Genomic DNA, 23,631 nt, shown 5'->3' with positions numbered 1-23,631 from the left:
AAACCAAAGTGCAAATGGCTGCGTGAACCAACGAAACATCGAAGCCGGAGAACCAAAATGAAGACCTGTTTGGTGGTCGATGATTCCAGCGTCGTGCGCAAGATCGCGCGCCGCATCCTGGAAGGCCTGGAATTCCAGGTCACCGAAGCCGAGGACGGCTCGAAGGCGCTCGAGATCTGCCAGCGGCAACTGCCCGATGCGGTGTTGCTCGACTGGAACATGCCCGTGATGGACGGCTTCGAGTTCATGGGCCACATGCGCCGCCTGCCCGGCGGCGACCAGCCGAAGGTGGTGTTCTGCACCACCGAGAACAACGTGGCCCATATCGCCCAGGCGCTCAGCGGCGGCGCGAACGAATACATCATGAAGCCCTTCGACAAAGACATTATCGCCGACAAGTTCGCTGAAGTCGGCTTGATCCCGGTCGGACAAGCCATGGTCTGAGTGTGTCTGGCCCGAGTGTTCCGGCCAGAGTGTTTTCAGTACAGCTTTCGAGAGGCCATCTGTGACCCCGACCGAGTATGAGTATCTGCGCAAGTTCCTGAAGGACAATTCAGGTCTCGATCTGTCCGCAGACAAGCAGTATCTGATCGAAAGCCGCCTCTTGCCGCTCGCCCGCAAGGCCGGGCTCTCCGGCATCCCCGAGCTCGTGCAGAAGCTGCAGGGTGGCTCGCGCGCGCTCATCACCGACGTGGTCGAAGCCATGACCACCAACGAGACCTTCTTCTTCCGCGACAAGGTCCCGTTCGATCATTTCCGCGACACCATCATGCCCGAGATCATCAAGGCGCGCGCCGGCCGCCGCAGCGTGCGGATCTGGTGCGCCGCCGGTTCGACCGGGCAGGAGCCCTATTCGCTGGCGATGTGCCTGAAGGAGATGGGTGCGGCCCTCACCGGCTGGCGCGTCGAGATCATCGCGACCGACCTGTCGCAGGAGGTGCTGGAGAAAGCCAGAGCCGGCGTCTACAGCCAGTTCGAGGTGCAGCGCGGCCTGCCGATCCAGATGCTGGTGAAATATTTCAAGCAGACCGGCGAGACCTGGCAGATCAATCCCGAATTGCGGGCGATGATCCAGCACCGCCAGCTCAACCTGCTGCACGACTTCGCCCAGCTCGGTACGTTCGACGTCATCTTCTGCCGCAACGTGCTGATCTATTTCGACCAGGACACCAAGATCAACATCTTCAACCGCCTGGCGCGCCAGATCGAGCCCGATGGCTTCCTCGTGCTGGGTGCCGCCGAAACCGTGGTCGGACTGACGGATACGTTCAGGCCGATTCCCGACCGGCGCGGCCTCTACAAGCCGAACGATCCGCGTGCAGCCGTGGCCAAGCCGGCTCTCGCCGGCGTGGCGCCGCGCATGGCGGTGATGGCGGGACGATAGGCATGGCCGAGGATGGAAAAGGCGCGGAGCGCGTCACCTTCAGTCGCGGCTATGATGTCTGCATCATGGCCATCGACGGCACCTGGCGCCGTGACTGCAAGCTCAACGCCATTTCCGACACCGACGCCATCCTCACGGTTGAAGGCTCGATCCAGGGGCTGAACCTGAAAGAGTTCTTCCTGCTGTTGTCGTCCACCGGCCTAGCCTACCGCCGCTGCGAGCTGGTGCGCGTCAACGGCGCCGAAATGGACATCCAGTTCCTGCGCGGCAAGAACCGGAAGAAGCGCGGCGCGGCCGGCGGCCACGACGCGGCAGCCTGACCGGCGCGGGGCGGCGCCGGCGCTTTCCGCCACGTTGCTTTACATTTGCTGAAACATCCGGGCGAATTTGCCGCGGCGGCTTTACGTGGCCTAAGCGCGCGCCGTGTATCCATTGCCTGTCTCAATCTCAGGAATACGGCAATGCCCAGAAGTTCCCTCTCCCCCGTCCCATCGAACCTGCCCGACGTCGCCGAGCGGCGTGCGCTCCAGCTCCTGGTGGTCGATGACGACGCCACGCAGCGCAGCCTGATCACGGTCGCCGCCAAGCAGGCCGGCCACGAAGTCACCGTGGCGCCGTCCGTGGCGGAAGCGATCGAGAAGCTCCGCGCCGCGCGCTTCGACTGCGTGACGCTCGATCTCGTGCTGGAGGATGGCGACGGCATCGACGTGTTGCGCGAGATGGCGAACGCGAAATTCGCCGGTGCCGTGATCGTCATCAGCGGCATGGACGGCAAGCGCCGCAGCGCCGCCCGCAGCTTCGCCCGCTCCGTCGGGATCCAGCTCCAGGGCCTGCCGAAGCCGCTCGATCTGGCGGCCCTGCGCATCAGCCTCGCCAACCTCGGCAAGACCGCGATGGGGCTGCCGGCGATCCACACCTGGGGTGGTGTCGCCAGCGACGCGATCGTGGAACGGCACCGCACCTGACGCGCGGAGCTGCCATGCAATCGGATGCAGCCGCCGCCGCGCCGATCGCGACCTACACCGGGTCGCCGGAATCCGACAGGTATTGCAGGGCGTGGCCAAGGCCCGCCCGGCAGACGTTGAGGGCGGCACTCGCCGTGGCATAGCGCGGCGTGACGTCGTCGAGCACGAAAATGTCGGCGGAACCGGCCTGATCGCCGTTGTCGTCCTGCTCCGGGCCTGCATCGATCATGGCTGCGTCGATCAGGCGCATGCTGCTCTCGATCTGCGCGATCAGGCAGCGAAGGTCGGCCGCAATCAACTGACGGCTGTCGGCCTCGGGCGTCGTGACGAGAGGTGGCGTGCTGGCCAAATTTAGCATGGATATTCTCCGTCCCCCGCAATTAGGCGCCATGCCGCTACTTGTGCGTTAAGTCTATGTCCCGTACAAATACGGGTGGGCCGAATCCGCGCCGAACGCCATAACGGTTGGCGCGGACGCGAGTCCTCAATGCCGAATGGACTCTAATGCCAATTGGACATGGCACATGGCCGAACAAACCTCTCGCGGTGAAATCTTCGTAGTCGACGACGACCCGGCTGTTCGCGACACCTTGTCGATGGTGTTGAAGGCGGCGGGCTATGAGGTGATCTGTTTTGCGGACGGCGCAGCGCTGCTCTCCGTCGCGCGAAACCGCACACCGGCTGCGATCCTGCTCGACGTGCACATTCCCGGAAAGTCGGGTCTCGACATTCTGAAGGAGCTGCACGGTGAGGATTATCCGGCGCCGATCTTCATGATCTCCGGGCAGGGCGACATCACAATGGCGGTGGGCGCCATCAAGAGCGGCGCGCTCGACTTCATCGAGAAGCCGTTCCGCGGCAGCGAGATCGTCGGCCGCCTCGACGAGGCGATCGGCGCCTATGCACGCAGGCAGGCGGAGAACGCAGCGCCGAAATTCGGCTCGCTGCATTTCCCCGGACGCGAGCCGTTGACGCGGCGCGAGCGCGAGGTGCTCGAGCAGTTCGCCGCCGGCGCTTCCAACAAGGAAGCCGGCCGCACTCTCGGCATCAGCCCGCGCACCATCGAGGACCACCGCGCCAACATCATGAAGAAGCTCGGTGCGCGCAATGCCGCCGACCTGATCCGGATCGTGATGACCGCGGCGCAGCGCGCGTCGTAGGGTCGGTTGCGTCGCGGACATTTCTTCGTCATTCCGGGGCGATGCGGAGCATCGAACCCGGAATCTCGAGATTCCGGATCGCGCTACGCGCGTCCGGAATGACTCCCAAGTCTCACCCCAGCAGCGCCTTGCGGATGATCCGCGCGAGATCCGATTTGCGGTAGGGCTTTGCGAGCAGCAGAACGCCCGAATCCAGCCGGCCGTGATGGATGATCGCATTCTCGGTATAGCCTGACGTGTAGACCACCCTGAGATCGGGGCGCGTCTTCATCAGCTCGTCGGCGAGCTGCCGTCCGTTCATCCTGCCGGGCATGATGACGTCGGTGAACAGGAGGTCGAACGGCTTTCCGGCGGCGACGATCGCGAGCGCTTCCGCGGCGTTCGCAGCCTGCAAGGTGACGTAGCCCAGCGCATGCAGCTGCGCCAGCACGTAGTCGCGCACCAGCCGGTCGTCCTCGACCACCAGGATCGTCTCGTGTCCGCCCTCGATCGTCGCGGGGATCACACCGTCGCCGACCGCCGTCGCCGTCTTGCCCGGCGGCAGGTACATCTTGATCGTGGTGCCGTGGCCTTCCTCGCTGTAGATCTTGATGTGGCCCGCGGACTGCTTGATGAAGCCGTAGACCATCGAAAGCCCGAGCCCGGTGCCCTTGCCCGGTCCCTTCGAGGTGAAGAAGGGATCGAACACCCTGGTCAGCATGTTGGACGGAATGCCGGTTCCGGTGTCGCTCACGGCGATCAGCACGTAGTGCCCGGGCCGGACGTCGTTGACGCTGGCATAGACCTCGTCGAGATAGGCGGCGCCCGTCTCCACGATCAGCTTGCCGCCGCCGGGCATGGCGTCGCGGGCGTTGAGCGCGAGGTTGAGGATCGCGGTGGTGAGCTGGTTGGGATCGACGATCGCAACGCAGCTCTCCTCCTCGAACACGGATTCGATCTGGATCTGCTCGCCCAGCGTCGGCCGCAGCAGCTTTGCGGTGTCGACGATCAGCGAGTTGATGTCGACCTCGCGCGGCTGGAGCGGCTGCTTGCGCGCGAACGCGAGCAGGTGCTGGGTCAGCTCGGCGCCGCGGCCGGCGGCCTCGTCGATCATCCGGGTGATCGCCGCAAGCTCGGGCTCCTTGGCCACTGCGTCGCTGAGGATTTCGATCGTCCCGGTGATCACGGTGAGGATGTTGTTGAAGTCGTGCGCCACGCCGCCGGTGAGCTGGCCGACCGCCTCCATCTTCTCCGCATGGCGGATGCGTTCCTCGGACGCGATCTTGTCAGTGAGGTCGCGGTAGAAGACGTTGAACAGAATGCCTTCGCGGCGCTTCAGCGCCGTGACGCTCAGTTCGGCCTTGAATTCCTTGCCGTCACGGCGGCAGCAGACCAGCTCGCGGCGGCGATTGAGCGTCTGACCGTCTCCGGAATCGAGGAAGCGAGCGAGACCCGCCTTGACCCTCTCGCGCTCACCTGTGGCGACGATGAGGTCGATCGCATTCCTGCCCAGCGCTTCGTCGCGGCGCCAGCCGAACAGCTCTTCGGCCCGCGAGCTCCAGTTCAGGATGATGCTGCGGTCGTCGGTCTGGACGAAGGCGTCGAGCGCGGTCTCGACGATGTTGCGGGCCAGCTGCTCGCTTTCGCGCAAGGACTCCTCGGCCAGCCTTGCCTCGGTCATGTCGCGCCCGACGAAGAAGTAGCGCTTGGCCTGATCGGACCAGTTGCCGAGCCAGGACAGCCAGATCTCGCGTCCGTCCCTGTGGAGGCAGCGGGTGTCGGCGAGCTTCGGGTGCCCGCCGCGCCTGAGTGCGCGCATTTCCTCGCGCGATTGTTCGAGATGGGCCGGGTGGATGAAATCGGCGCCGCTGTAGCCGATCATGTCGTCGGGCCGGTAGCCGAGAATGGCCTCGCAGCTCGGGCTGATCTGCGCGATATGGCCCTGCGAGTCCATGATCATGATCAGGTCCTGCGAGGCGTCGAAAAGCTGCCGCCGCTCCTCGAGCTGCTGCTGTAGCGCCCGCTCGGTCCGTCGCGCCTCGGTGAGGCTGCGCGCCGAGCCCGAGGCGCCGATGATCTCGCCGGAGGGGCCCCTGATCGGTGAGAGGCTCACCGAGATTTCGACCGGGCTGCCATCCTTGCGCAGGCGCACGGTTTCGAAATGTTCGATCCGCTCACCCCTCGCAATCCGCCGAAGATAGTCCTTGCCCTCCTCGCGGCGATCCGGCGGAAGCAGGATCGACGTCGGCTGTCCGATCGCTTCCTCGGCCGAATAGCCGTAGAGGCGTTCGGCTGCCGCGTTCCAGCCGATGATGATGCCGTCGAGCGTTTGCAGGACGATCGAATCGTCGGAGGATTGGACCGCCGCGCTGAACAGGCTTTCGCGGACGGCGAGCTGGTCGCGGACGGCCTCGGTGCGACGCCGCTCCTCGACCTCGTGCTCCAGTGCCGACGTCTTTGCCTTCATCTCCTCGACCATGTGGGCAAAGGCCCGCGCCAGCACGCCCGTCTCGCCGCTTGCATCGACGGGAATGTCCGCTGGCCGTCCGCTGCCGATGGCCTCCACGGCCGCGGTCAGGCGCCCGATCGGGCGAGTCAGGGAGCGCGCCAGCAGCACCGCGAGCGAAGCCGCGGCGAGGACGGCAAGCAAGCCGACGAGCAAGGACGTTTTTTGAATGGCGGCCGGCACGCGGCCAAAGACGGCCGGGGGAATGGTCACGATGATTGCGACCCATTCCTTGCTCGCAAGCAGCGCAGGCGCGATCGCCGCGCCGCTCGGCCGGCCCGATCCATCGGTCGCGAGCTGCGTGGATACTCCCGGCGAGCCTGCCAGGGCTGAGAAAAATGGAAAATCACTGCGCCAGTTGGTGGGGGGGGCGCGCAACGAGCCGAATTCTCGCGTCTGATCGGGATGAACCAGATAGTCGCCGCGCGCATTCACGACGTAGATCTCGCCTCCCGAGCTCGTCGTCGAGCGAATGCGGTCGAGTACCGGACGCATGTCGATATTGGCGATGATGATGCCGAACGGCTTGCCGTCGGGCGTGAACAGCGGCGTCGCGGCCCGCAGGGTCGGAGTGTGCAAGGCCGTGGTTCCCCCCTGGCGGGTCGCGAGTTCGATGGGCGACACATAAATCTCGCCCGGCGCCAGTCGTATCGTTTCCTGAAAGTAGGTTCGTTCGCTCTTGCGCTCCAGTTCGCTGTCGGGGGCAACTCGTACTGCTCCGTTCGGGCCGGAGCGATCGACGCGGACCAGCTCGCGCTGGTCGTCGTCAAGACCGATGATTCGAAACTGTCCATAGCTGGGCTTGGCCTCGATCTCGGCCGCGAGCCGCGCCGCGATACGCTCGCGCCAGGTCTGCTCCGAGACGCCGTCAAGAGCGTCAATTCCTCCGCCGAGGTGGGCCCGGATCAGACCGTTGATTGCCGCGGCGGAGCGATAGCCGACCAAATCGCCGCGAACGCCGGCAACGTAGGATTCAAGATTGGTGGCCAGCAGGCGTGACTGGGCTTCGACCCGCTCCAGCACCCGCGGAATGACGGCTTGTGTGATGTTGCGATAGCCCAGCCAGCCGACGGCGGTCACGGTAGCCGCCACCAGCAGGATCATCGCGATGGCCAGCCGGGTTGCGAGGGTCATGGAGATATTCACAGGGGTTCCCGGATGACCGTGCGTGTTCTGGCCTGCAGCAGAGGAGACGCCTCGTCATCGGCGGCCGGTACTGACATCGGGCCCCTCCGGCTTGCCCGCGTCGAGGCAGCCGCTCACCGCGGCGAGCAGCGCGTCTGCCCGGAACGGCTTCTGAAGGCTTGCCACTGCGCCGAGCTTGGTCGCCATCTTCAGGAAATCCGGCTCCGCATAGGGGTCCGGCGTGATTGATCGGCCGGAAATGACGATGATCGGAATCGCCGGGGCTAGCGCCCGGATGTGGCGCATCGTCTCCAGCCCGTCCATGCCGGGCATGAAGATGTCGAGAAACAGGAGGTCGAACGGGCTGGCCTCGAACAGCGCAAGTCCCTTGTGGCCGTCGCCGGCGACGGTGACGTGATGACCGGCTCTCTCCAGAAGCAGCCGGATCGTGATCTGCACGGCCGGGTCGTCATCCACGATCAGGATGTTGGCCACGTCTGAATTCCTCCGGGTCGGCTGGGACGTTCCAGTGACCGCAAATCAAGGCATCAAATACGAAATTGTTGCGCGGATTCTATCCGCCCCGCAAGCGCCTCGCGTCTGCCGCGATTGCCTTTCCTGGCGCGCCGGGAGGCAATGCCTTGCACATCATACGCACTCTTGCGTGCATTTGAGGTCGGGCCTGGTTCCAAACATCGTAACCCGTTTTAGCATCGGGAGATATTTCTCTCGCCGTAGTTGTACGGAACCCGAGCCTTCACTATGGATTAAAGGCCGCTGACTACAATCTCCGATAGTCCTCGTATCAGTATTTCGCGCATTTCATTGCTCACATTCTGGCGTCCCACCACGCCAACCGATCAACCGACCACCAGCACGAGATCTTCCATGTTCAAATCGATTGCGAACACCGGAATTCGGACCCGGCTGCTCGGCGGCTTTGCGCTGATCTGCATTCTGCTCGCCGCGACCGTGATCTACACCGTCGCCGCCGTCTCGGACATCTCGTCGCGGATCAAGACGGTCGTGGATCTGCGAGCGCCGGTCGCAGTCGCAAGCACGGAACTCGTCGGCAATCTCTACTCCACGCTCTCGGTGCTGCGCGGCTATCTGCTGACCGGCGATGCGCAGGGCAAGCGTGACCGGGCGGCGGTCTGGGCCGACCTGGATCGCACCGCCGCCGCGGTCGACCGCATGGCGGAGGGGTTTTCCAACCCGCAGAACAAGACCAACTGGAGCGAAGCCAGGGCGCTGATCGCGGAGTTCCGCCAGGCCCAGGACAAGGCCGAGCTCGCCGCCTTCACCCCGTCGGCCTATCCGGCGAGCGAGCTCCTGGCCAAGGAGGCCGCGCCGCTGATCGCGACCATGTTCGCCCCTCGATGATCGACGAGGAGGAGGCGCTGGAGGCGACGCCCCAGCGCAAGCGCCTGCTCAAGACCTTCGCCGACGTGCGCGGCAATCTCGCCGCGGCGGGATCGCAATTGCGGCTCTACGTCGCCTCGGGCGAGGCGGCCGATCGTGACAAGTTCGAAAAGCCGCTGGCGACCTTCAGGGCCGCGCTCGCATCGGTCGGCACCCAGGCGGATCTGCTCACCGAAAGGCAGGCGACCGCTTACCGGGCCATCGCCAGGGCGAACGAGGCCTTCACCCCGCTGCCGCAAAAGATCTTCGCGATCCGCCGGACGCCGCAATGGAACGCGCCGGTCTTCATCCTGTCCACCGAGGCCGCGCCGCGCGCAGCCCGCATCCTCGATCTGCTCGACGGTCGCAAGGACACCGATGGCAAGCGCTCCGGCGGACTCAAGAGCGACCAGCAGTCGAAGCTCGCCGAGGACGCCCGCAGCGTGGCCGACGCGGTCGAGAGGTTGCTGCTGCTGCAATGGATCCTGCTCGCCGCGGGGCTTGCGCTCGGGACAACGATTGCGATCCTGGTTGCGCGCTCCATCACCCGTCCGATCGTCGAGCTGGTGGGCGATTCCGCGCGCCTGTCCGGGGGCGACACCAGTGTCGAATTCAAGACGGCCGGGCGCGGCGACGAGATCGGAGTGGTCTCGCAGGCGGTGGCCAAGTTCCGCGACAACGTGATCGCCCAGCAGCAGGCGGCGGCGTCTCTCGCGCGCGAGGCGGAGGCGCGCGAAGCGGCCAACCGCAACATGGAGGACGCGGTCGAGGAATTTCGCGGGACCTCGCGCGACCTGCTCGCGCTGGTCGGCGAGAACGCCGGCACCATGCGGCAGACCGCAGAGAGCCTCGGCGGCATCGCCAACCATGCGACGAGCCAGGCCGCGTCCGCAGCGACCGCATCCGAACAGACCGCGGTCAACGTCCAGACCGTCGCCGCGGCGGCCGAGCAGCTCGCGAGCTCCATCGTCGAGATCGGCCGGCAGATCGAACTGTCGAACAAGACCGTGCGGTCGGCGGGCGAGGTGACCGCGCGCTCCGAGGCCGAGATCGAAGGCCTCGCGCACGCCGCCCAGAGCATCAGCTCGGTGGTCGATTTGATCCAGGCGATCGCGGGCCAGACCAACCTTTTGGCGCTCAACGCCACCATCGAGGCCGCGCGCGCCGGCGAGGCCGGCCGCGGCTTTGCGGTCGTGGCCTCCGAGGTCAAGGCGCTGGCCGACCAGACCCGCAATGCGACGCAGGACATCGCTCAGCACATTGCCGCGATCCAGAACTCGACCGGCAGCGCAGTCGCCTCCGTCAAGGAGGTCGCAACCGCCATGCGCCGGATCGACGAGGTGACCGCGGCGATTGCCAGCGCCGTGGAGGAGCAGGGCGCCGCGACGCGGGAGATCTCGCAGAACGTCCAGATGGCGGCGTCGGGCACGCAGACGCTGGCGACCAGCATCGGGACCGTCTCCGGCGCCATCGCGGAAACCAACCGCTCGGCCGACGACGTGATGGGCGCCGCGAACCACGTTTCGGGAGCAGCCGAACGTCTCGCCACCGAGGTCCAGGCCTTCTTCGTCAGGCTGCGCACTGGTCCGATGGACCGCCGCAACAGCGACGATGCCGATTATCGCGGGCCGGACCGGCGCAACGCCGCCTGACTAGTCCGTCAGGTACTCCGGGTGGTGGCTCCGGATCTTGTCGAGCTCGCTCAGCGTGCCCGACAGATGCTTGCGCAGATGCTGTTGCGCGGCGTCGGCGTCCCCGGTCTCGATCGCGCGGGTGATCAGCCTGTGATGGCGCACGATGTTCTGGGCCTTGCCCGGTGAGGGCAGATGCAGCCGGCGCAGCCGGTCGATATGGCCGCTGCGGCTGCGCACCAGTGCCCACAGCTCCTGCTTGCCGGCGGCGGCGTAGAGCTGGGCGTGGAAGTCGTTGTCGGCGGCCATGAACGCCTCGAACTCGCCGGCCTTCGCGAATTGCTGCTGGAGTGCGATGGCGTGGTCGAGGCGGATGATCAGGGCGTCGTCATGCTTCTCCGCGAGCAGGCGGACGATCTCGAGCTCCAGCGCCTGGCGCAGGAAATGCGCCTGCTGGGCGCGGCCGATGTCGATCCGGCTGACCACGGTCGCGTGCTGCGGAAAGACGTCGACCAGGCCCTCTTCCTCGAGCCGCATCAAGGCATCGCGCACCGGCGTCGAGCTGACGCCGAACTGGCCGGCGAGCTCGGCGCGGGACAGCGGCGCGCCCGGCGGCAGCTCCAGGGCGATGATCGCATTGCGCAGCCGTTCGAACACCTGCGGCGCGGCCTGGCGGGCGCGGTCGAGCCGGGCGGGTCGTGCCGCGCGCGGCGCGGTATGGGTTACTTCCATGTCGGGTCCCGCGGGCTTGCCTTTGATGCACTAATATATTAGTGCATCAGCAGGGTCAACGCAGCTCGACGCTGGCCGGAGGAAACACACAACAATGATGATGCATCTTCGTAGCAAGCTTGCGGCTGCCGCCCTGATCGCCGCAACCGCCCTCTCGGTGTCCGCGGCGCATGCACAGCAGAAGTCCGAGATCTCGCTGTCGCGCCAGCCCGGCATTTTCTACATGCCGAGCCACATCATGGAGAAGCAGAAGCTGATCGAGAAGCATGCCGCCAGCCTCGGTGTGCCCGGCGTCACGACCAAATGGGTCACCTTCTCCGGCGGCGGCGCCCAGACCGATGCGCTGCTCGCGGGCGGCGTCGACATCCTCAACACCGGCACCGGCAATCTCCTGTTGCTGTGGGACCGTACCCGCGGCGGCGTGAAGGGCATCGTCGCAACCTCGGCGCAGCCGATGACGCTGATCAGCCGCGATGCCAACATCAAGTCGATCAGGGATTTCGGCCCCGGCGACAAGATCGCGGTGCCGACGGTGAAAGTCTCGACCCAGGCGATCGTGCTTCAGATCGCGGCGGCCGAGGCCTTCGGCGCCGATCAATGGTCGAAGCTCGACGCCAACACCGTGCAGCTCGGCCATCCCGACGCCTATGCGGCGCTCGCCAATTCCAAGCACGAGGTGCACACCCACTTCTCGATCCCGCCCTTCACGTTCCTGGAGCTGAAGAACGTGCCGGGCGCGCATGTCGTGCTGTCGTCGCCCGACGTGATGGGCGGCCCGCTCAGCCAGGCCCAGTTCTTCACCACGACCAAATTCGCCGACGCCAATCCCAAGATCATCCAGGCCGTGCGCGACGCCACCAAGGAAGCGCAGGACCTGATCCGCAGCGACACCAGGCAAGCCGTCGAGATCTACAAGGAGATCACCGGCGACAAGACCTCGGCGGAGGAGCTGCTCGATCTGCTGAAGGAGCCCGGCATGATGGAGTGGAATCTCGAGCCGCAGGGTACGATGAAATTCGCCGCCCATCTCTACAAGACTGGCACGCTGAAGAATCAGCCCAAGGCCTGGACCGACTATTATCTCCCCGTCGCGCACGACCTGAAGGGCAACTGATGGCGCTGCTCGACGTCAACGGAGTGACGCTGCGCTATAAGACCTCCAGCGCCGTCGTCACCGCCACCGAGAGGGTGAGCTTCACCGTCGACAGGTCCGACCGCTTCGTGCTGCTCGGACCGTCCGGCTGCGGCAAGTCGACCCTGCTCAAGGCCGTCGGCGGCTACATGAGCCCGAGCGAAGGCCGCATGAGTATCAACGGTCGCGAGATCCACGGCCCGGGCGCCGACCGCATGATGATCTTCCAGGAGTTCGACCAGCTGCTGCCGTGGAAGACGGTGCTCGCCAACGTGATGTTTCCGTTGCTGACGGCGCGAAAGCTGCCGCACAAGGACGCCGAGGCCCGCGCGCGGGCCTATATCGAGAAAGTCGGCCTCACCCGCGTGGTCGATGCCTATCCGCACACGCTGTCCGGCGGCATGAAGCAGCGCGTCGCGATCGCGCGCGGCATGGCGATGGAGCCTGACATCCTGTTGATGGACGAGCCGTTCGCGGCGCTGGACGCGCTGACGCGCCGGACCTGCCAGGACGAGCTGCTCCAGCTCTGGAGCGAGACCAAATTCACCGTGCTGTTCGTGACCCATTCGATCGCGGAAGCGATCCGCATCGGCAACCGCATCCTCCTGCTGTCGCCGCATCCCGGCCGCGTCAAGGCCGAGGTGGTCGATGTCGACAAGGTCTCGAGTGCGGACGGCAGCGCCGGCCGGCTGGAGAAGGAGATCCACGATCTCCTGTTCGCCGCCGAAGCCACCGCGCATTGAGGGAGCCTCGACATGGGCGAAGCGAGAATATTGCTGCGTGACGCGCCGGTCGCTGCTGCCAGCGGCGCTGCCGAGGTCGAGCGCAAGCTGAGCGTGACCGAGCTGTTGTGGAACGACGGTTTTGTCCGCAAGACCGTTATCATCCTGTTCCTGGCGGCGATCTGGGAGGCCTACGGCGTCGCCCTCGACAATCCGCTGCTGTTTCCGACGCTGCACGACACCATCGTCACGATGTATGAGCGCGTGAAGGACGGCACGATTCCAATGCGGGCTTGGGCCTCGCTGAAGGTCCTGTTCATGGGCTATTCGGCCGGCATCGTGCTCGCCGCGATCTTCACCGTGCTTGCGATCTCGACCCGCATCGGCACCGATTTCCTCGAGACCGTCACGGCGATGTTCAATCCGCTGCCGGCGATCGCGCTGTTACCGCTGGCGCTGATCTGGTTCGGACTCGGCAACGGCAGCCTCGTTTTCGTGCTGATCCATTCGGTGCTGTGGCCGGTCGCGCTCAACACCCATTCCGGTTTCAAGAGTGTGTCCAACACGCTGCGCATGGTCGGGCGCAATTACGGCCTGCGCGGGCTGCCTTATGTGGCGAAAATCCTGATCCCCGCCGCCTTCGGCTCGATCCTCACCGGCCTCAAGATCGGCTGGGCCTTCGCCTGGCGCACGCTGATCGCGGCCGAGCTGGTGTTCGGCGTGTCCTCGGGCCAAGGCGGGCTCGGCTGGTTCATCTTCGAGAACCGCAACCTCCTCGACATACCCGCCGTCTTCGCAGGCCTCTTGACGGTGATTATCATCGGGCTCTTTGTCGAGAACCTGATCTTCCGCGCCATCGAGCGGAACACGGTCCAGAAATGGGGCACTCAATCATGACCAAGAAGAAGAAAACACCCGACCAGCTCCGCAGCGCGCGCTGGTTCGCGCCCGACGATCTCCGCTCGTTCGGCCACCGCTCCCGCACCATGCAGATGGGCTACGCCCCCGAGGAGTGGAAGGACCGTCCGATCATCGCGATCCTCAACACCTGGTCGGACGCGCAGCCCTGTCACATGCACTTCAAGTCGCGCGTCGACGACGTCAAGCGCGGCATCCTGATGGCCGGCGGCCTGCCGCTCGAGCTGCCGGCGCTGTCGCTATCGGAATCGCTGCTCAAGCCGACCACGATGCTCTATCGCAATCTGCTGGCGATGGACGCCGAGGAGCTGCTGCGCAGCCATCCCGTCGACGGCGTGGTGCTGATGGGCGGCTGCGATAAGACCACGCCCGCGCTGCTGCTGGGCGCGACCTCGATGAACATCCCGGCGATCTATCTGCCGGCAGGTCCCATGCTGCGCGGCAACTGGAAGGGCAAGACGCTGGGCTCCGGCTCGGACGGCTGGAAATACTGGGACGAGCGCCGCGCCGGAAAGATCTCCGACAAGGACTGGCTCGACATCGAGGCCGGCATCGCCCGCAGCTACGGCACCTGCATGACCATGGGCACGGCGTCGACCATGACCGCGATCGCCGAGGCCATCGGCATGACGCTGCCGGGCGCCTCCTCGATTCCGGCGGCGGACGCCAACCACATCCGCATGGCCAGTGAATGTGGCCGTCGCATCGTCGAGATGGTGTGGGAGGATCTGACGCCGAAGGTGATCCAGACCCGCAAGGCGTTCGAGAACGCGATCGCGGTCGCGATGGCGATGGGCTGCTCCACCAACGCGATCATCCATCTGATCGCGCAGGCTCGCCGTGCCGGCCAGGACATCGGTCTCGACGATTTCGAGATCGCGAGCCGCAAGGTGCCTGTGATCGCCAACGTGCGGCCGAGCGGCGATGCCTATCTGATGGAGGACTTCTTCTATGCCGGCGGCCTGCCGGCGCTGATGGGCCAGATCAAGCCGCATCTGCATCTCGACTGCATCACCGTCACCGGCAAGACGCTCGGCGAGGATATCGCGCGTGCCGAAGTGCACAATGACGACGTGATCCGCTCGATCGACAATCCCATCTACAAGGAAGGCGCGCTCGCCGTGCTCAAGGGCAATCTCGCGCCCGACGGCTGCGTCATCAAGCCCTCCGCCTGCGCGCCGCGCTTCCTCAAGCACACCGGACCCGCGCTGGTGTTCGACGATTATCCGTCGATGAAGAAGGCGGTCGACGATCCCAATCTCGACGTCACCGAGGATCACATCCTGATCCTGCGCAATGCGGGGCCGCAGGGCGGACCTGGCATGCCGGAATGGGGCATGTTGCCGATCCCGACCAAGCTCGTGAAGCAGGGCGTGCGCGACATGGTGCGCATCTCGGACGCGCGCATGAGCGGCACCAGCTACGGTGCCTGCATCCTGCACGTTGCACCGGAGTCCTACATCGGCGGCCCGCTGGCCCTGGTGCAGAACGGCGACCGCATCACCCTCGACGTCGCCGCGCGGACCATCAATCTCGATGTGAGCGAAGCCGAGCTCGAAAAACGCCGCGCCGCCTGGAAGCAGCCCGAGCGCCGCTTCGAGCGCGGCTATGGCTGGATGTTCACCAAGCACATCAAGCAGGCCAATGACGGCTGCGACTTCGACTTCCTCGAGACCGATTTCGGCGCGCCGATCGGCGAGCCGTCGATCTACTAACACCGTCGTTCCGGGGCGCGAAGCGAACCCGGAACCTCGAGATTCCGGGTTCGCGCCAAGTGGCGCGCCCCGGAATGACGAACGAGAAAGAAAGCGCCAATGACAAAACTCAGCGAAGCCACCCGCAACAAGCTCAAATCCGTCTCCACCGCCACGGTCGCCACCGCGCTGTTCAAGCGCGGCCTGCGCATCCAGATGATCCAGGATGTGCACCCGCTCGGCCCTGATCAGCCGACAATGGTCGGCGAGGCCTTCACGCTGCGCTACATGCCGGCGCGCGAGGACCTCAACACCATCGACGTCTTCAAGGACCGCTCGCATCCGCAGCGCAAGGCGGTCGAGGACTGCCCGGCAGGCAGCGTGCTGGTGATGGACAGCCGCAAGGATGCGCGCGCGGCCTCGGCCGGTGCGATCCTGGTGACGCGGCTGATGAAGCGCGGTGTCGCCGGCGTCGTCACCGACGGCGGCTTTCGCGATTCCGCCGAGATCGCCAAGCTCGGCATCCCCGCCTACCACCATCGTCCGAGCGCACCGACGAACCTCACGCTGCATCAGGCGATCGAGATCAACGTGCCGATCGGCTGCGGCGATGCGCCGGTGTTTCCCGGCGACGTCATTTTGGGCGATGCCGACGGCGTCATCGTGATCCCCGCGCATCTTGCCGACGATATCGCCAACGAGACGTTCGAGATGACCGCGTTCGAGGACTTCGTCACCGAGGAGGTCGGCAAGGGGCGCGGCATCTTCGGTCTCTATCCTGCCACCGATCCGCAGACGCTCACCGACTTCGCGGAATGGCGGAAGAAGAACGGCAGGTAGTTTACACTCCATCGTCGTCCTGGCTTTCGCCAGGACGACGATGGGGCTACATCCCGGCCTCCGCCATTCCCGCCGCCCACAGCGCGAACGCATAGACGATCGCCACCTCGTCCAGACGATCAAATCGTCCCGAGGCGCCGCCGTGGCCGGCGCCCATGTTGGTGCGCAGCAGCACCGGGCCGCCGCCGCGCATGGTGGCGCGCAGGCGCGCGATCCATTTGGCGGGCTCCCAATAGGTGACGCGCGGATCGGTCAATCCGCCCATCGCCAGGATGGCCGGATAGGCCTTGGCCGCGACATTGTCGTACGGCGAGTAGGACAGGATGGTGCGAAAATCCTTTTCGCTCTCGATCGGGTTGCCCCATTCCGGCCATTCCGGCGGCGTCAGCGGCAGCGTGTCGTCGAGCATGGTGTTGAGCACGTCGACGAACGGGACCTCGGCGACGATGCCGGCGAACAGCTCGCCGGCGCGGTTGGCCACCGCGCCCATCAGCATGCCGCCGGCCGAGCCGCCATGGCCGACGATGCGCTTTGCGCTGGTGTATTTTGCGTCGATCAGCGCGCGGGCGCTGGCGGCGAAATCGTCGAACGAATTCGTCTTTTTCTCGCGCTTGCCGTCGAGATACCAGCCCCAGCCCTTGTCGGCACCGCCGCGGATGTGGGCGATGGCATAGACGAAGCCGCGATCGACCAGCGACAGGCGGTTGGCGTTGAACGAGGCCGGCATCGCCATGCCATAGGAGCCGTAGCCGTAGAGCAGGAGCGGTGCCGATCCGTCGAGCTTCAGCCCATGGCGATGGAGGATCGAGACCGGCACCTCGGCGCCGTCCTGTGCCTTCGCCATGATGCGCGTGGTGACGTAGTCGCTCGCATTGTGGCCGGACGGGATCTCCTGGCGCTTGCGCAAGGTCCGCGTCCGCTTGGCCATGTCGTAATCATAGACCTCCGACGGCGTCGTCATCGACGAATAGGCGAAGCGCAAATTCGTCGTCTCGAATTCGTAGGAGCCCATCGTGTCGAGCGAATAGGCGGCTTCGTCGAAGGCGATGGCATGCTCCTCGTTCGATGCGAGATCGCGGATCACGATCGCCGGCAGCGCATTGGCGCGCTCCAGCCGCACCAGATGGCCGGCATAGAGATCGAGGTCGATGATGTAGATCCCCGGACGATACGGGATCAGATCGCGCCAGTTCTTCCGTTCGGGCGAGCTAAGCGGTGCGGTGACGATCTTGAAGTCGATGGCGTCATCGGTATTGGTGAGGATGAAGAGCTGATCGCCGCGATCGGCCAGCGAATATTGCACGCCTTCCTCACGCGCCGCGACCAGCCGCGGCGGCGTATCAGGGCTTTCGAGATCGATCAGCCGCTGCTCGGAGGTCTCGTGATCGCCGCCCGCGATCACGCAGAAGCGGCCGCTGGTGCTCTCGTGCAGATGGGTGAACCAGCCGGAATCCTGCTCCTCATAGACGAGCGTGTCGTCGGCCTGTTTCGTCCCCAGCCGGTGCCGCCACACCTGCATCGGCCGGTGATTGTCGTCGAGCTTCACATAGAAGAAGCTTTTCGCGTCCTTGCTCCAGACGATGCCGCCGTCGGTCTCCTCGACGAGGTCGTCAAAGTCCTTCCCCGTCGCCCAGTCGCGCACGCGGATCGAAAAATATTCGGAGCCTTTGGTGTCGGCGCTCCAGGCCTGCAGCTTGTGATCGGGCGAATGCCGGCTGCCGCCGAACTTAAAATATTTGTGGTCCTTGGCGAGCGCATCGCCGTCGAGCACGATATGGCCGTCGCCGCCCTCGCGCGGCATGCGGCCGAACAGCTCGTGCTGCCCGCCCTCGCGAAACCTGCGGAAATAGGCGAATTGGCCGTCCGGCGACGGCACGCTAGAATCGTCCTCCTTGATCCGCCCGCGCATCTCGCGCACCAGCGTCTTCTGCAGCGCCGCGGTATGGCCGAGCAGGCTCTCGGTGTAGACGTTCTCTTCATCCAGATATTTGCGGATGTCGGGGTCGATCACCCCGGGGTCGCGCAGCACCTCCTGCCATTTTTCGTCCTTCAGCCAGGCATAGTCGTCGGTCACGGTGATGCCGTGCCGGGTAAAGCTGTGCGGCCGGCGCGGGGCGACGGGGGGCTGGGAAGGTGTCTTGATCTGGGTCACTCGATCCTCATCATCTCACGTCCGTACGGCGCCTCTTCCTTACCTCTCCCCGCCTGCGGGGAGAGGTCGGATTGCATCGGAGATGCAATCCGGGTGAGGGGGTACAGGTCTCTCGACCATCTCGCGTGTGGAGAGAGGCCCCTCACCCCGACCGTCTCCCCGTAAGAACGGGGAGAGGGGAAATTAGCACAGCGTGTCCCACCTTATATCGTCCCGATTCCGCGGATTGCCAGCGTCGCTGCGCCAAGGACCGGACAAAGGACTGCGCCAAGTCGCCGGGTTGTTGATCGCCCCCGTGTATGCTTTAGGGGCAGTACCCCGCCGCCGGTCCAGCCTGATGCTGTTCAATTCCTACCCGTTCATCCTGCTGTTCCTGCCGGCTGCGCTGGCCGGGTACTTCTGGCTCGGGCGGCGCGGCAATCTGACCCCGGTGATCTGGCTGGCGGCCGCCTCGCTCGCCTTCTATGCCATCGGCAATTGGCAGTTTGTCGCGCTGCTGCTGGCGTCGATCGCCTTCAACTACGGTGTCGGCCATCTCCTGATTGCAGCGGAGCTCATGCCAACGCAGCGCCGGGCGGCACTTGCCCTTGGTGTCGCCGGCGACCTCCTCGTGCTCGGCATCTTCAAATATGCGGGCTTCGCCGCCGACAATCTCAATGCGCTGCTCGGCACGCATGTCGCGGTCCACATCCTGCTGCCGGTCGGCATCTCCTTCTACACGTTCACCCAGATCGCGTTCCTGGTCGATGCCTATCGCGGCCAGGTCGCGCGTTATGCCTTGCCGCATTACGCGCTGTTCGTGACCTATTTCCCGCATCTGATCGCGGGGCCGATCCTCCACCACAAGGACATGATCCCGCAATTCGAGCGGGAGGAGTCCAAGCAGCCGCACGCGCATCTGATCCTGTGCGGAATCATCATCTTCGCCATCGGCCTGTTCAAGAAGACCTGCCTTGCCGACGGCATCCAGCCCCTGGTCGCGCTCGCCTTCGACGCGCGCTCGCCGAGCTTCGACCAAGCTTGGTGTGGTGCGCTCGCCTACACGTTCCAGCTCTATTTCGACTTCTCCGGCTATTCCGACATGGCGATCGGGATTTCCCTGATGTTCGGCATCTTCCTGCCCGTCAACTTCAACTCGCCGTACAAGGCTGCGAGCATCGTCGAGTTCTGGCGCCGCTGGCACATGACGTTGTCGCAATTCCTGCGCGACTATCTCTACATCCCGCTCGGCGGCAACCGCCGCGGCCACGTGCTGCGCTATGTCAATTTGCTGATCACGATGCTGCTCGGCGGGCTCTGGCACGGCGCGGCCTGGACATTCGTGGTGTGGGGCGCGCTGCACGGCGCCTATCTCTGCGTCAATCACGCCTTCAGCGCGCTGGTGCAGACCATCCCATCGCTTCATGCGCGCCCGGTCCGCATCCTTGGCGCCGTGCTGACCTTCCTCGCCGTCGTCGTCGCCTGGGTGTTCTTCCGCGCCGAGCGGGTCGATTGGGCGTTGCGGATCATCAGTGCCATGGCTGATCCCTTGAACATCGTCCTCGGCCGCGAGGAGATCGCGGCGCTGGTGCAGGTCGCGATCTATGCGGCGCTGGTGTGGCTGGCGCCGAACACGCAAGGAATCATGGGCTACGATCACGGCAATCGCAGGGTCGGCGAAAGCTTGCGGGCAGGGCGCATGCGGCCGCTGTTCCTCTATGGTGCATCGCTCGTGCTGGCATTCGGGCTTCTGGGCATCCAGAGCCACAGCGAATTCATCTACTTCCGGTTCTGATGCGGGGATCGTTCACCAGCGTGATGCGCCTTCTCCTTGCGAGCGTCGCGTGCGTGCTGGGCGCCGCGGCGCTCACCTTTGCCGTCGATCCCCTGCAACTGTTCCGCCCGTCGCGCCTCGTCGCGCCGTTCTATTCCGACGACACGCGCATGCAGAATGCCGGGCTGATCCGCAGCCAGTCGTTCGACACCGCCTTCATCGGCACCTCGCTCGCGATCCATTTCCGCCAGAGCGACATCGACCGCGCGCTCGGCGTCCGTTCGCTCAAGCTGGCGATGACCGGATCCAATTCGCGCCAGCAGGGCTTTGTGCTGGAGCAGGCGATCGATCGCGGCGCCCGGCGCGTGATCTGGGCGATGGACGATTTCAGCTTTGTCGATGCGGCCGGCATCGAGGCCGATCCCTATCTGTCCGTCGATCTTTATCGGAGGACGGCCAAGGGGATCGCGGCCTATCTGTTCAGCGCGCCGATGGCGAAGGAATCCCTGTTCGCGCTGCTGCGGTCTGTCCCGCCGCTGCGGGAGCCGCTGAGCCGTGCGGCGCCGTTTCTCCCCGTCAAGTTCGCGCTGTCCGACGTCGACGACATCTACGCGCTGCCACGGGATTTCGACGTCGCGCGCGCCTACAACGCCGAGAGGACACGCGCCGCCTTCGCCTATATCACCGATCCGGTGCGCAGCAGCTTTCTCGGCGAGGGCTACGAGCGTGACGCCATGATCAGGCATTTCGAGCGTGACGCCGCCAGCCTGATCACGCGCCATCCGGACGTGACCTTCGACGTCTACTTCCCGCCCTATTCGATCCTGCAATTCGTCGCGATGCGCGATGCCTCACCGGCGACGCTGACCATCGTCACCGATCTCACGGCCCGCATCGCGCAGCGCCTGACGCAGCTTGCCAACGTGCGCCTCCACGATTTCCGCGCGATCAAGGCGGTGACCCACGACCTCAACAATTACGGCGAGTCATCCACCATTCGCCGGCCGTGGACGCGATGGTGTTGAAATGGCTGGCGAGCGGGGAATACCGGGTCGATCCGAAGGCGCCGCTCGCGTCGCTGGAGGAGCTGAAGGCGCAGGTCGAGGCGTATCGCGTGCCGCAGCCGTAGCCCGCAAGAGCGAAGCGATATGCGGGACCTTGCGCAGATCCCGGGTGTCGCTTCGCTCACCCGGGCTACAAGACTGCAGCTGTGATGGTCAGCAGTAGCCAAAAACCCCGCTGTCGTCCCGGCGAAGGCCGGGACCCATAACCCCAGGGAGGAATTTGGCGAAGACTCGTAGTTAAGAGTCTTCTCGTGGTACGCACACCGTGCGTCACTGATAGATCACGCGGTATGGGTCCCGGCCTTCGCCGGGACGACAGCGGTGGCTTGCGCCTACGCCGCCACCTCTTCGCCGAGATACGCGACCGCCGCCTCCAGCCCGCCCTTGCCGTGCGGGATCTTCAGCGCGTTGAGGCCGATCTCGACCACCCCCAGCGTGCCGAGCAGCATCGGCGCGTTGATGTGGCCCATATGGGCGATGCGGAAGGCTTGTCCGGAGAGGTCGCCGATGCCGGTGCCGAGCACCACGCCGCACTTGTCCTTGCAATAGCGTTGCAGCACTGCGGGATCATGGCCGTTGCTCATGGTCACCGTGGTCACGGTGTTGGAGCGCTCGCTGGCTTCGGCGATGTTGAAGCCGAGCACCTGGCCCTCCGTCCAGGCGGATACCGCGCGGCGCGCGGCTTCGCCGAGCAGGCTGTGGCGGCGGAAGGCGTTTTCAAGCCCTTCCTCGTGCAGCAGGTCGATCGCCTTGCGCAGCGCGAACAGCAGATGCACCGGCGCGGTGCCGGCATATTTGCGATAATTCTCGGTGCCCTCGCGCTCGCTCCAGCTCCAATAGGGCGTCGACATGTTCGCCTTCTTGTGCACCTCGAGCGCGCGCGCATTGGCGGAGACGAAGCCGAGGCCGGGTGGCGTCATCAGACCCTTCTGCGAGCCGGACATCGCGACGTCCACGCCCCATTTGTCCATCTCGAACGGCATGCAGCCGAGCGAGGCGACGGTGTCGACCATATACAGCGCGGGATGACCGCTCGCCTTGATCGCCTTGCCGATCGCTTCGATGTCGTTCTGCACGCCCGAGGCCGTATCGACCTGGACGACGACGACGGCCTTGATCCTGTGCTCCTTGTCGCGGCGCAGGCGCTCCTCGACCTCGTGCGGCCGCACCGCGCGACGCCAGTCGCCCTTGAGCACCTCGACCTCGGCGCCCATCAGCGCTGCCGCATTGCCCCAGCCGATCGCGAAGCGGCCGCTCTCCAGCACCAGCACCTTGTCGCCGCGCGACAACACGTTGCTCAGCGCGGCTTCCCAGGCGCCATGACCGTTGGCGATGTAGATGTAGGACTTGCCCCTGGTCGCAAACAGTTTCGAGATGTCACTGAGCAGGCTCTCCGTCAGGTCGAGCATCTCCTTGGAGTAGATGTCGATCGCCGGACGATGCATCGCCCGCAGCACCTCGTCGGGCATCGTGGTGGGCCCGGGGATGGCCAGAAATTCCCGGCCCGCGCGAACGGTCATTGCTGTTGGTCCTTGTTGCTGGAGGACAGGCTGGTGGGTCGCTCGAGTCGTACTTTTACGCGCTGCTGGAAGCCAAGAAAAGCACGCAAAATGCAGGGCTGGGTTATCGTTTGGTCTCGCGGCAGCCGGCGGCTTCCGCCTCCTCCACCGAGCAGAACCAGCGGGTGCCCTTGCTGATCTTCATCTTGATCTGGGTGTACCAGCGGCTGGTCGGCTGGTGATAGATGCACTCGCCGGCGGTGTTGACGTTGCCCTTGATGGTGCAGTCCGGCGAGGGCGCGACCGGCCCCGAGGCCGAAGCGAGCAGCACGGCATGCGCTCCCTCCGGCGGCTTGGTGGCGCCCAATATCGTCGTCTTCTTGTTGCGCACGCGCCAGTCCCAGGGCGCAATGAAGGCGCCCTGCCACATGCCGGCCTTAGCCTCACGCGCGGCAGCCTCGTCGGCGTCGTAATCGTGCGAAACGCGGGTGTAGGACAGCGCCCAGCCGCTGCGCACCAGCCATTTCTGGATGTCCTCGCCGCCGACCTCGCAGCGCGCCACGGTGCGGCCGCGCCGGTCGATCGCGCGGGCATGACAGACCCAGTTCTTGCCCTCGGTGTATTTGGCGAGTTCGTCGCGTGCCGCGATCCCGCAGGTCCAGCGCTCGGTATGGGTGTTGAGGCAGAGCTGGTCGGACGACGGCGCGTCGATGCCGCCGAGCCGGACCCTCGTGTTGCCGATCACGACGGAATCGCCGTCGCGGACCTTTGCGGTGCCGGTGATGTCGGCGGCCTGGGCGAGCGTCGGGGCGAGCAAAGACAGCGCAAGCAGGAATTTTCGCAACATGCCGGTCCAGTGTTCAGGAAAATCTCGATAAGCCGCGCAATTGTGGTCGGCTTTTGGCCGCCCGGCCAGCGCTTGCCTAACGATTAAGCTTTCAACTTCCCGTCATTGTCGTGGACGCCACTTACCC

At 65.2% G+C, this 23,631-nt stretch carries 18 protein-coding genes and 2 pseudogenes; 13 read left to right on the top strand and 7 right to left on the bottom strand.

Translation table 11 applies throughout. The annotated features are described in order from the left end of the window. Window positions 1–57 precede the first annotated feature (57 nt). From WN73_RS33245 to WN73_RS33230, 4 genes are all read left to right on the top strand, one after another. Window positions 58–444 (top strand): response regulator, encoded by a 387-nt coding sequence (locus WN73_RS33245; RefSeq protein WP_028143851.1) that lies wholly within the window; start codon window positions 58–60, stop codon window positions 442–444. A 61-nt stretch (window positions 445–505) separates the two neighbouring features. Beyond that, window positions 506–1,384, top strand: coding sequence for a CheR family methyltransferase (locus tag WN73_RS33240; protein WP_011083222.1), 879 nt, complete (start codon window positions 506–508; stop codon window positions 1,382–1,384). Between the two features lie 2 nt (window positions 1,385–1,386). Next, window positions 1,387–1,704 (top strand): hypothetical protein, encoded by a 318-nt coding sequence (locus WN73_RS33235; protein WP_011083221.1) that lies wholly within the window; start codon window positions 1,387–1,389, stop codon window positions 1,702–1,704. 141 nt (window positions 1,705–1,845) lie between these two features. Then, window positions 1,846–2,349, top strand: coding sequence for a response regulator (locus WN73_RS33230; protein WP_011083220.1), 504 nt, complete (start codon window positions 1,846–1,848; stop codon window positions 2,347–2,349). 52 nt (window positions 2,350–2,401) lie between these two features. On the opposite strand, the gene WN73_RS33225 is transcribed toward WN73_RS33230, so the two are convergent. Beyond that, window positions 2,402–2,707, bottom strand: a complete 306-nt coding sequence (locus WN73_RS33225) for a hypothetical protein (protein WP_028175690.1) — start codon at window positions 2,705–2,707, stop codon at window positions 2,402–2,404. A 166-nt stretch (window positions 2,708–2,873) separates the two neighbouring features. Here WN73_RS33225 and WN73_RS33220 point away from each other — a divergent pair, with 166 nt between their 5' ends. Beyond that, on the top strand, window positions 2,874–3,509 hold the full coding sequence (locus WN73_RS33220; protein WP_011083218.1) for a response regulator transcription factor: 636 nt from the start codon (window positions 2,874–2,876) through the stop codon (window positions 3,507–3,509). A gap of 112 nt (window positions 3,510–3,621) precedes the next feature. On the opposite strand, the gene WN73_RS33215 is transcribed toward WN73_RS33220, so the two are convergent. Further along, window positions 3,622–7,128 (bottom strand): PAS domain S-box protein, encoded by a 3,507-nt coding sequence (locus WN73_RS33215; protein WP_244944544.1) that lies wholly within the window; start codon window positions 7,126–7,128, stop codon window positions 3,622–3,624. 66 nt (window positions 7,129–7,194) lie between these two features. Beyond that, window positions 7,195–7,614: a response regulator gene (locus tag WN73_RS33210; protein ID WP_028175688.1), complete on the bottom strand. Its 420-nt coding sequence runs from the start codon at window positions 7,612–7,614 to the stop codon at window positions 7,195–7,197. A 393-nt stretch (window positions 7,615–8,007) separates the two neighbouring features. Between WN73_RS33210 and WN73_RS33205 the strand changes: the two are divergent. After that, a pseudogene (locus WN73_RS33205) lies at window positions 8,008–10,172 on the top strand (methyl-accepting chemotaxis protein). Here WN73_RS33205 and WN73_RS33200 read toward each other — a convergent pair. Further along, window positions 10,173–10,883, bottom strand: coding sequence for a GntR family transcriptional regulator (locus tag WN73_RS33200; RefSeq protein ID WP_028175686.1), 711 nt, complete (start codon window positions 10,881–10,883; stop codon window positions 10,173–10,175). Window positions 10,884–10,977: 94 nt separating this feature from the next. Here WN73_RS33200 and WN73_RS33195 point away from each other — a divergent pair, with 94 nt between their 5' ends. From WN73_RS33195 to WN73_RS33175, 5 genes are all read left to right on the top strand, one after another. Beyond that, on the top strand, window positions 10,978–11,997 hold the full coding sequence (locus WN73_RS33195) for an ABC transporter substrate-binding protein (RefSeq protein ID WP_011083213.1): 1,020 nt from the start codon (window positions 10,978–10,980) through the stop codon (window positions 11,995–11,997). Further along, on the top strand, window positions 11,997–12,758 hold the full coding sequence (locus WN73_RS33190; protein WP_011083212.1) for an ABC transporter ATP-binding protein: 762 nt from the start codon (window positions 11,997–11,999) through the stop codon (window positions 12,756–12,758). The genes WN73_RS33195 and WN73_RS33190 overlap by 1 nt, the downstream gene beginning before the upstream one ends. Window positions 12,759–12,770: 12 nt before the next feature. After that, window positions 12,771–13,634: an ABC transporter permease gene (locus WN73_RS33185; protein WP_011083211.1), complete on the top strand. Its 864-nt coding sequence runs from the start codon at window positions 12,771–12,773 to the stop codon at window positions 13,632–13,634. Continuing rightward, entirely contained in the window at window positions 13,631–15,370 is a 1,740-nt protein-coding gene (gene araD / locus WN73_RS33180) for an L-arabinonate dehydratase (RefSeq protein ID WP_028175685.1), read from the top strand. Before WN73_RS33185 ends, araD begins: the two co-directional genes overlap by 4 nt. Window positions 15,371–15,469: 99 nt before the next feature. Further along, a complete protein-coding gene (locus WN73_RS33175) occupies window positions 15,470–16,189 on the top strand; it encodes a ribonuclease activity regulator RraA (protein ID WP_011083209.1) in 720 nt (239 codons plus the stop codon). Between the two features lie 46 nt (window positions 16,190–16,235). On the opposite strand, the gene WN73_RS33170 is transcribed toward WN73_RS33175, so the two are convergent. Continuing rightward, complete coding sequence (locus tag WN73_RS33170; RefSeq protein WP_028175684.1) at window positions 16,236–18,341, bottom strand: S9 family peptidase; 2,106 nt, start codon at window positions 18,339–18,341, stop codon at window positions 16,236–16,238. Window positions 18,342–18,678: 337 nt separating this feature from the next. Between WN73_RS33170 and WN73_RS33165 the strand changes: the two genes are divergently transcribed. Together WN73_RS33165 and WN73_RS33160 are read left to right on the top strand one after the other, a co-directional pair. Further along, complete coding sequence (locus WN73_RS33165) at window positions 18,679–20,115, top strand: MBOAT family O-acyltransferase (protein ID WP_028175683.1); 1,437 nt, start codon at window positions 18,679–18,681, stop codon at window positions 20,113–20,115. Further along, window positions 20,115–21,223, top strand: a pseudogene (locus WN73_RS33160) (hypothetical protein). The gene WN73_RS33165 and the pseudogene WN73_RS33160 overlap by 1 nt, the downstream one beginning before the upstream one ends. A gap of 267 nt (window positions 21,224–21,490) precedes the next feature. Here the strand turns inward: WN73_RS33160 and WN73_RS33155 are convergent. Then, window positions 21,491–22,678 carry a pyridoxal-phosphate-dependent aminotransferase family protein gene (locus tag WN73_RS33155; RefSeq protein WP_011083205.1) on the bottom strand — a complete coding sequence of 396 codons (1,188 nt, stop codon included), beginning with the start codon at window positions 22,676–22,678 and terminating at the stop codon, window positions 21,491–21,493. A gap of 103 nt (window positions 22,679–22,781) precedes the next feature. Next, entirely contained in the window at window positions 22,782–23,504 is a 723-nt protein-coding gene (locus tag WN73_RS33150) for a thermonuclease family protein (RefSeq protein WP_011083204.1), read from the bottom strand. Between the last annotated feature and the right edge of the window lie 127 nt (window positions 23,505–23,631).

Origin of the sequence: Bradyrhizobium sp. CCBAU 45394 (genome assembly GCF_028128655.1) — a bacterium.
Lineage (GTDB): Bacteria > Pseudomonadota > Alphaproteobacteria > Rhizobiales > Xanthobacteraceae > Bradyrhizobium > Bradyrhizobium diazoefficiens.
The sequence above is the reverse complement of the archived record's forward strand: the minus strand, read 5'-3'. Positions and strand labels throughout refer to the sequence as shown.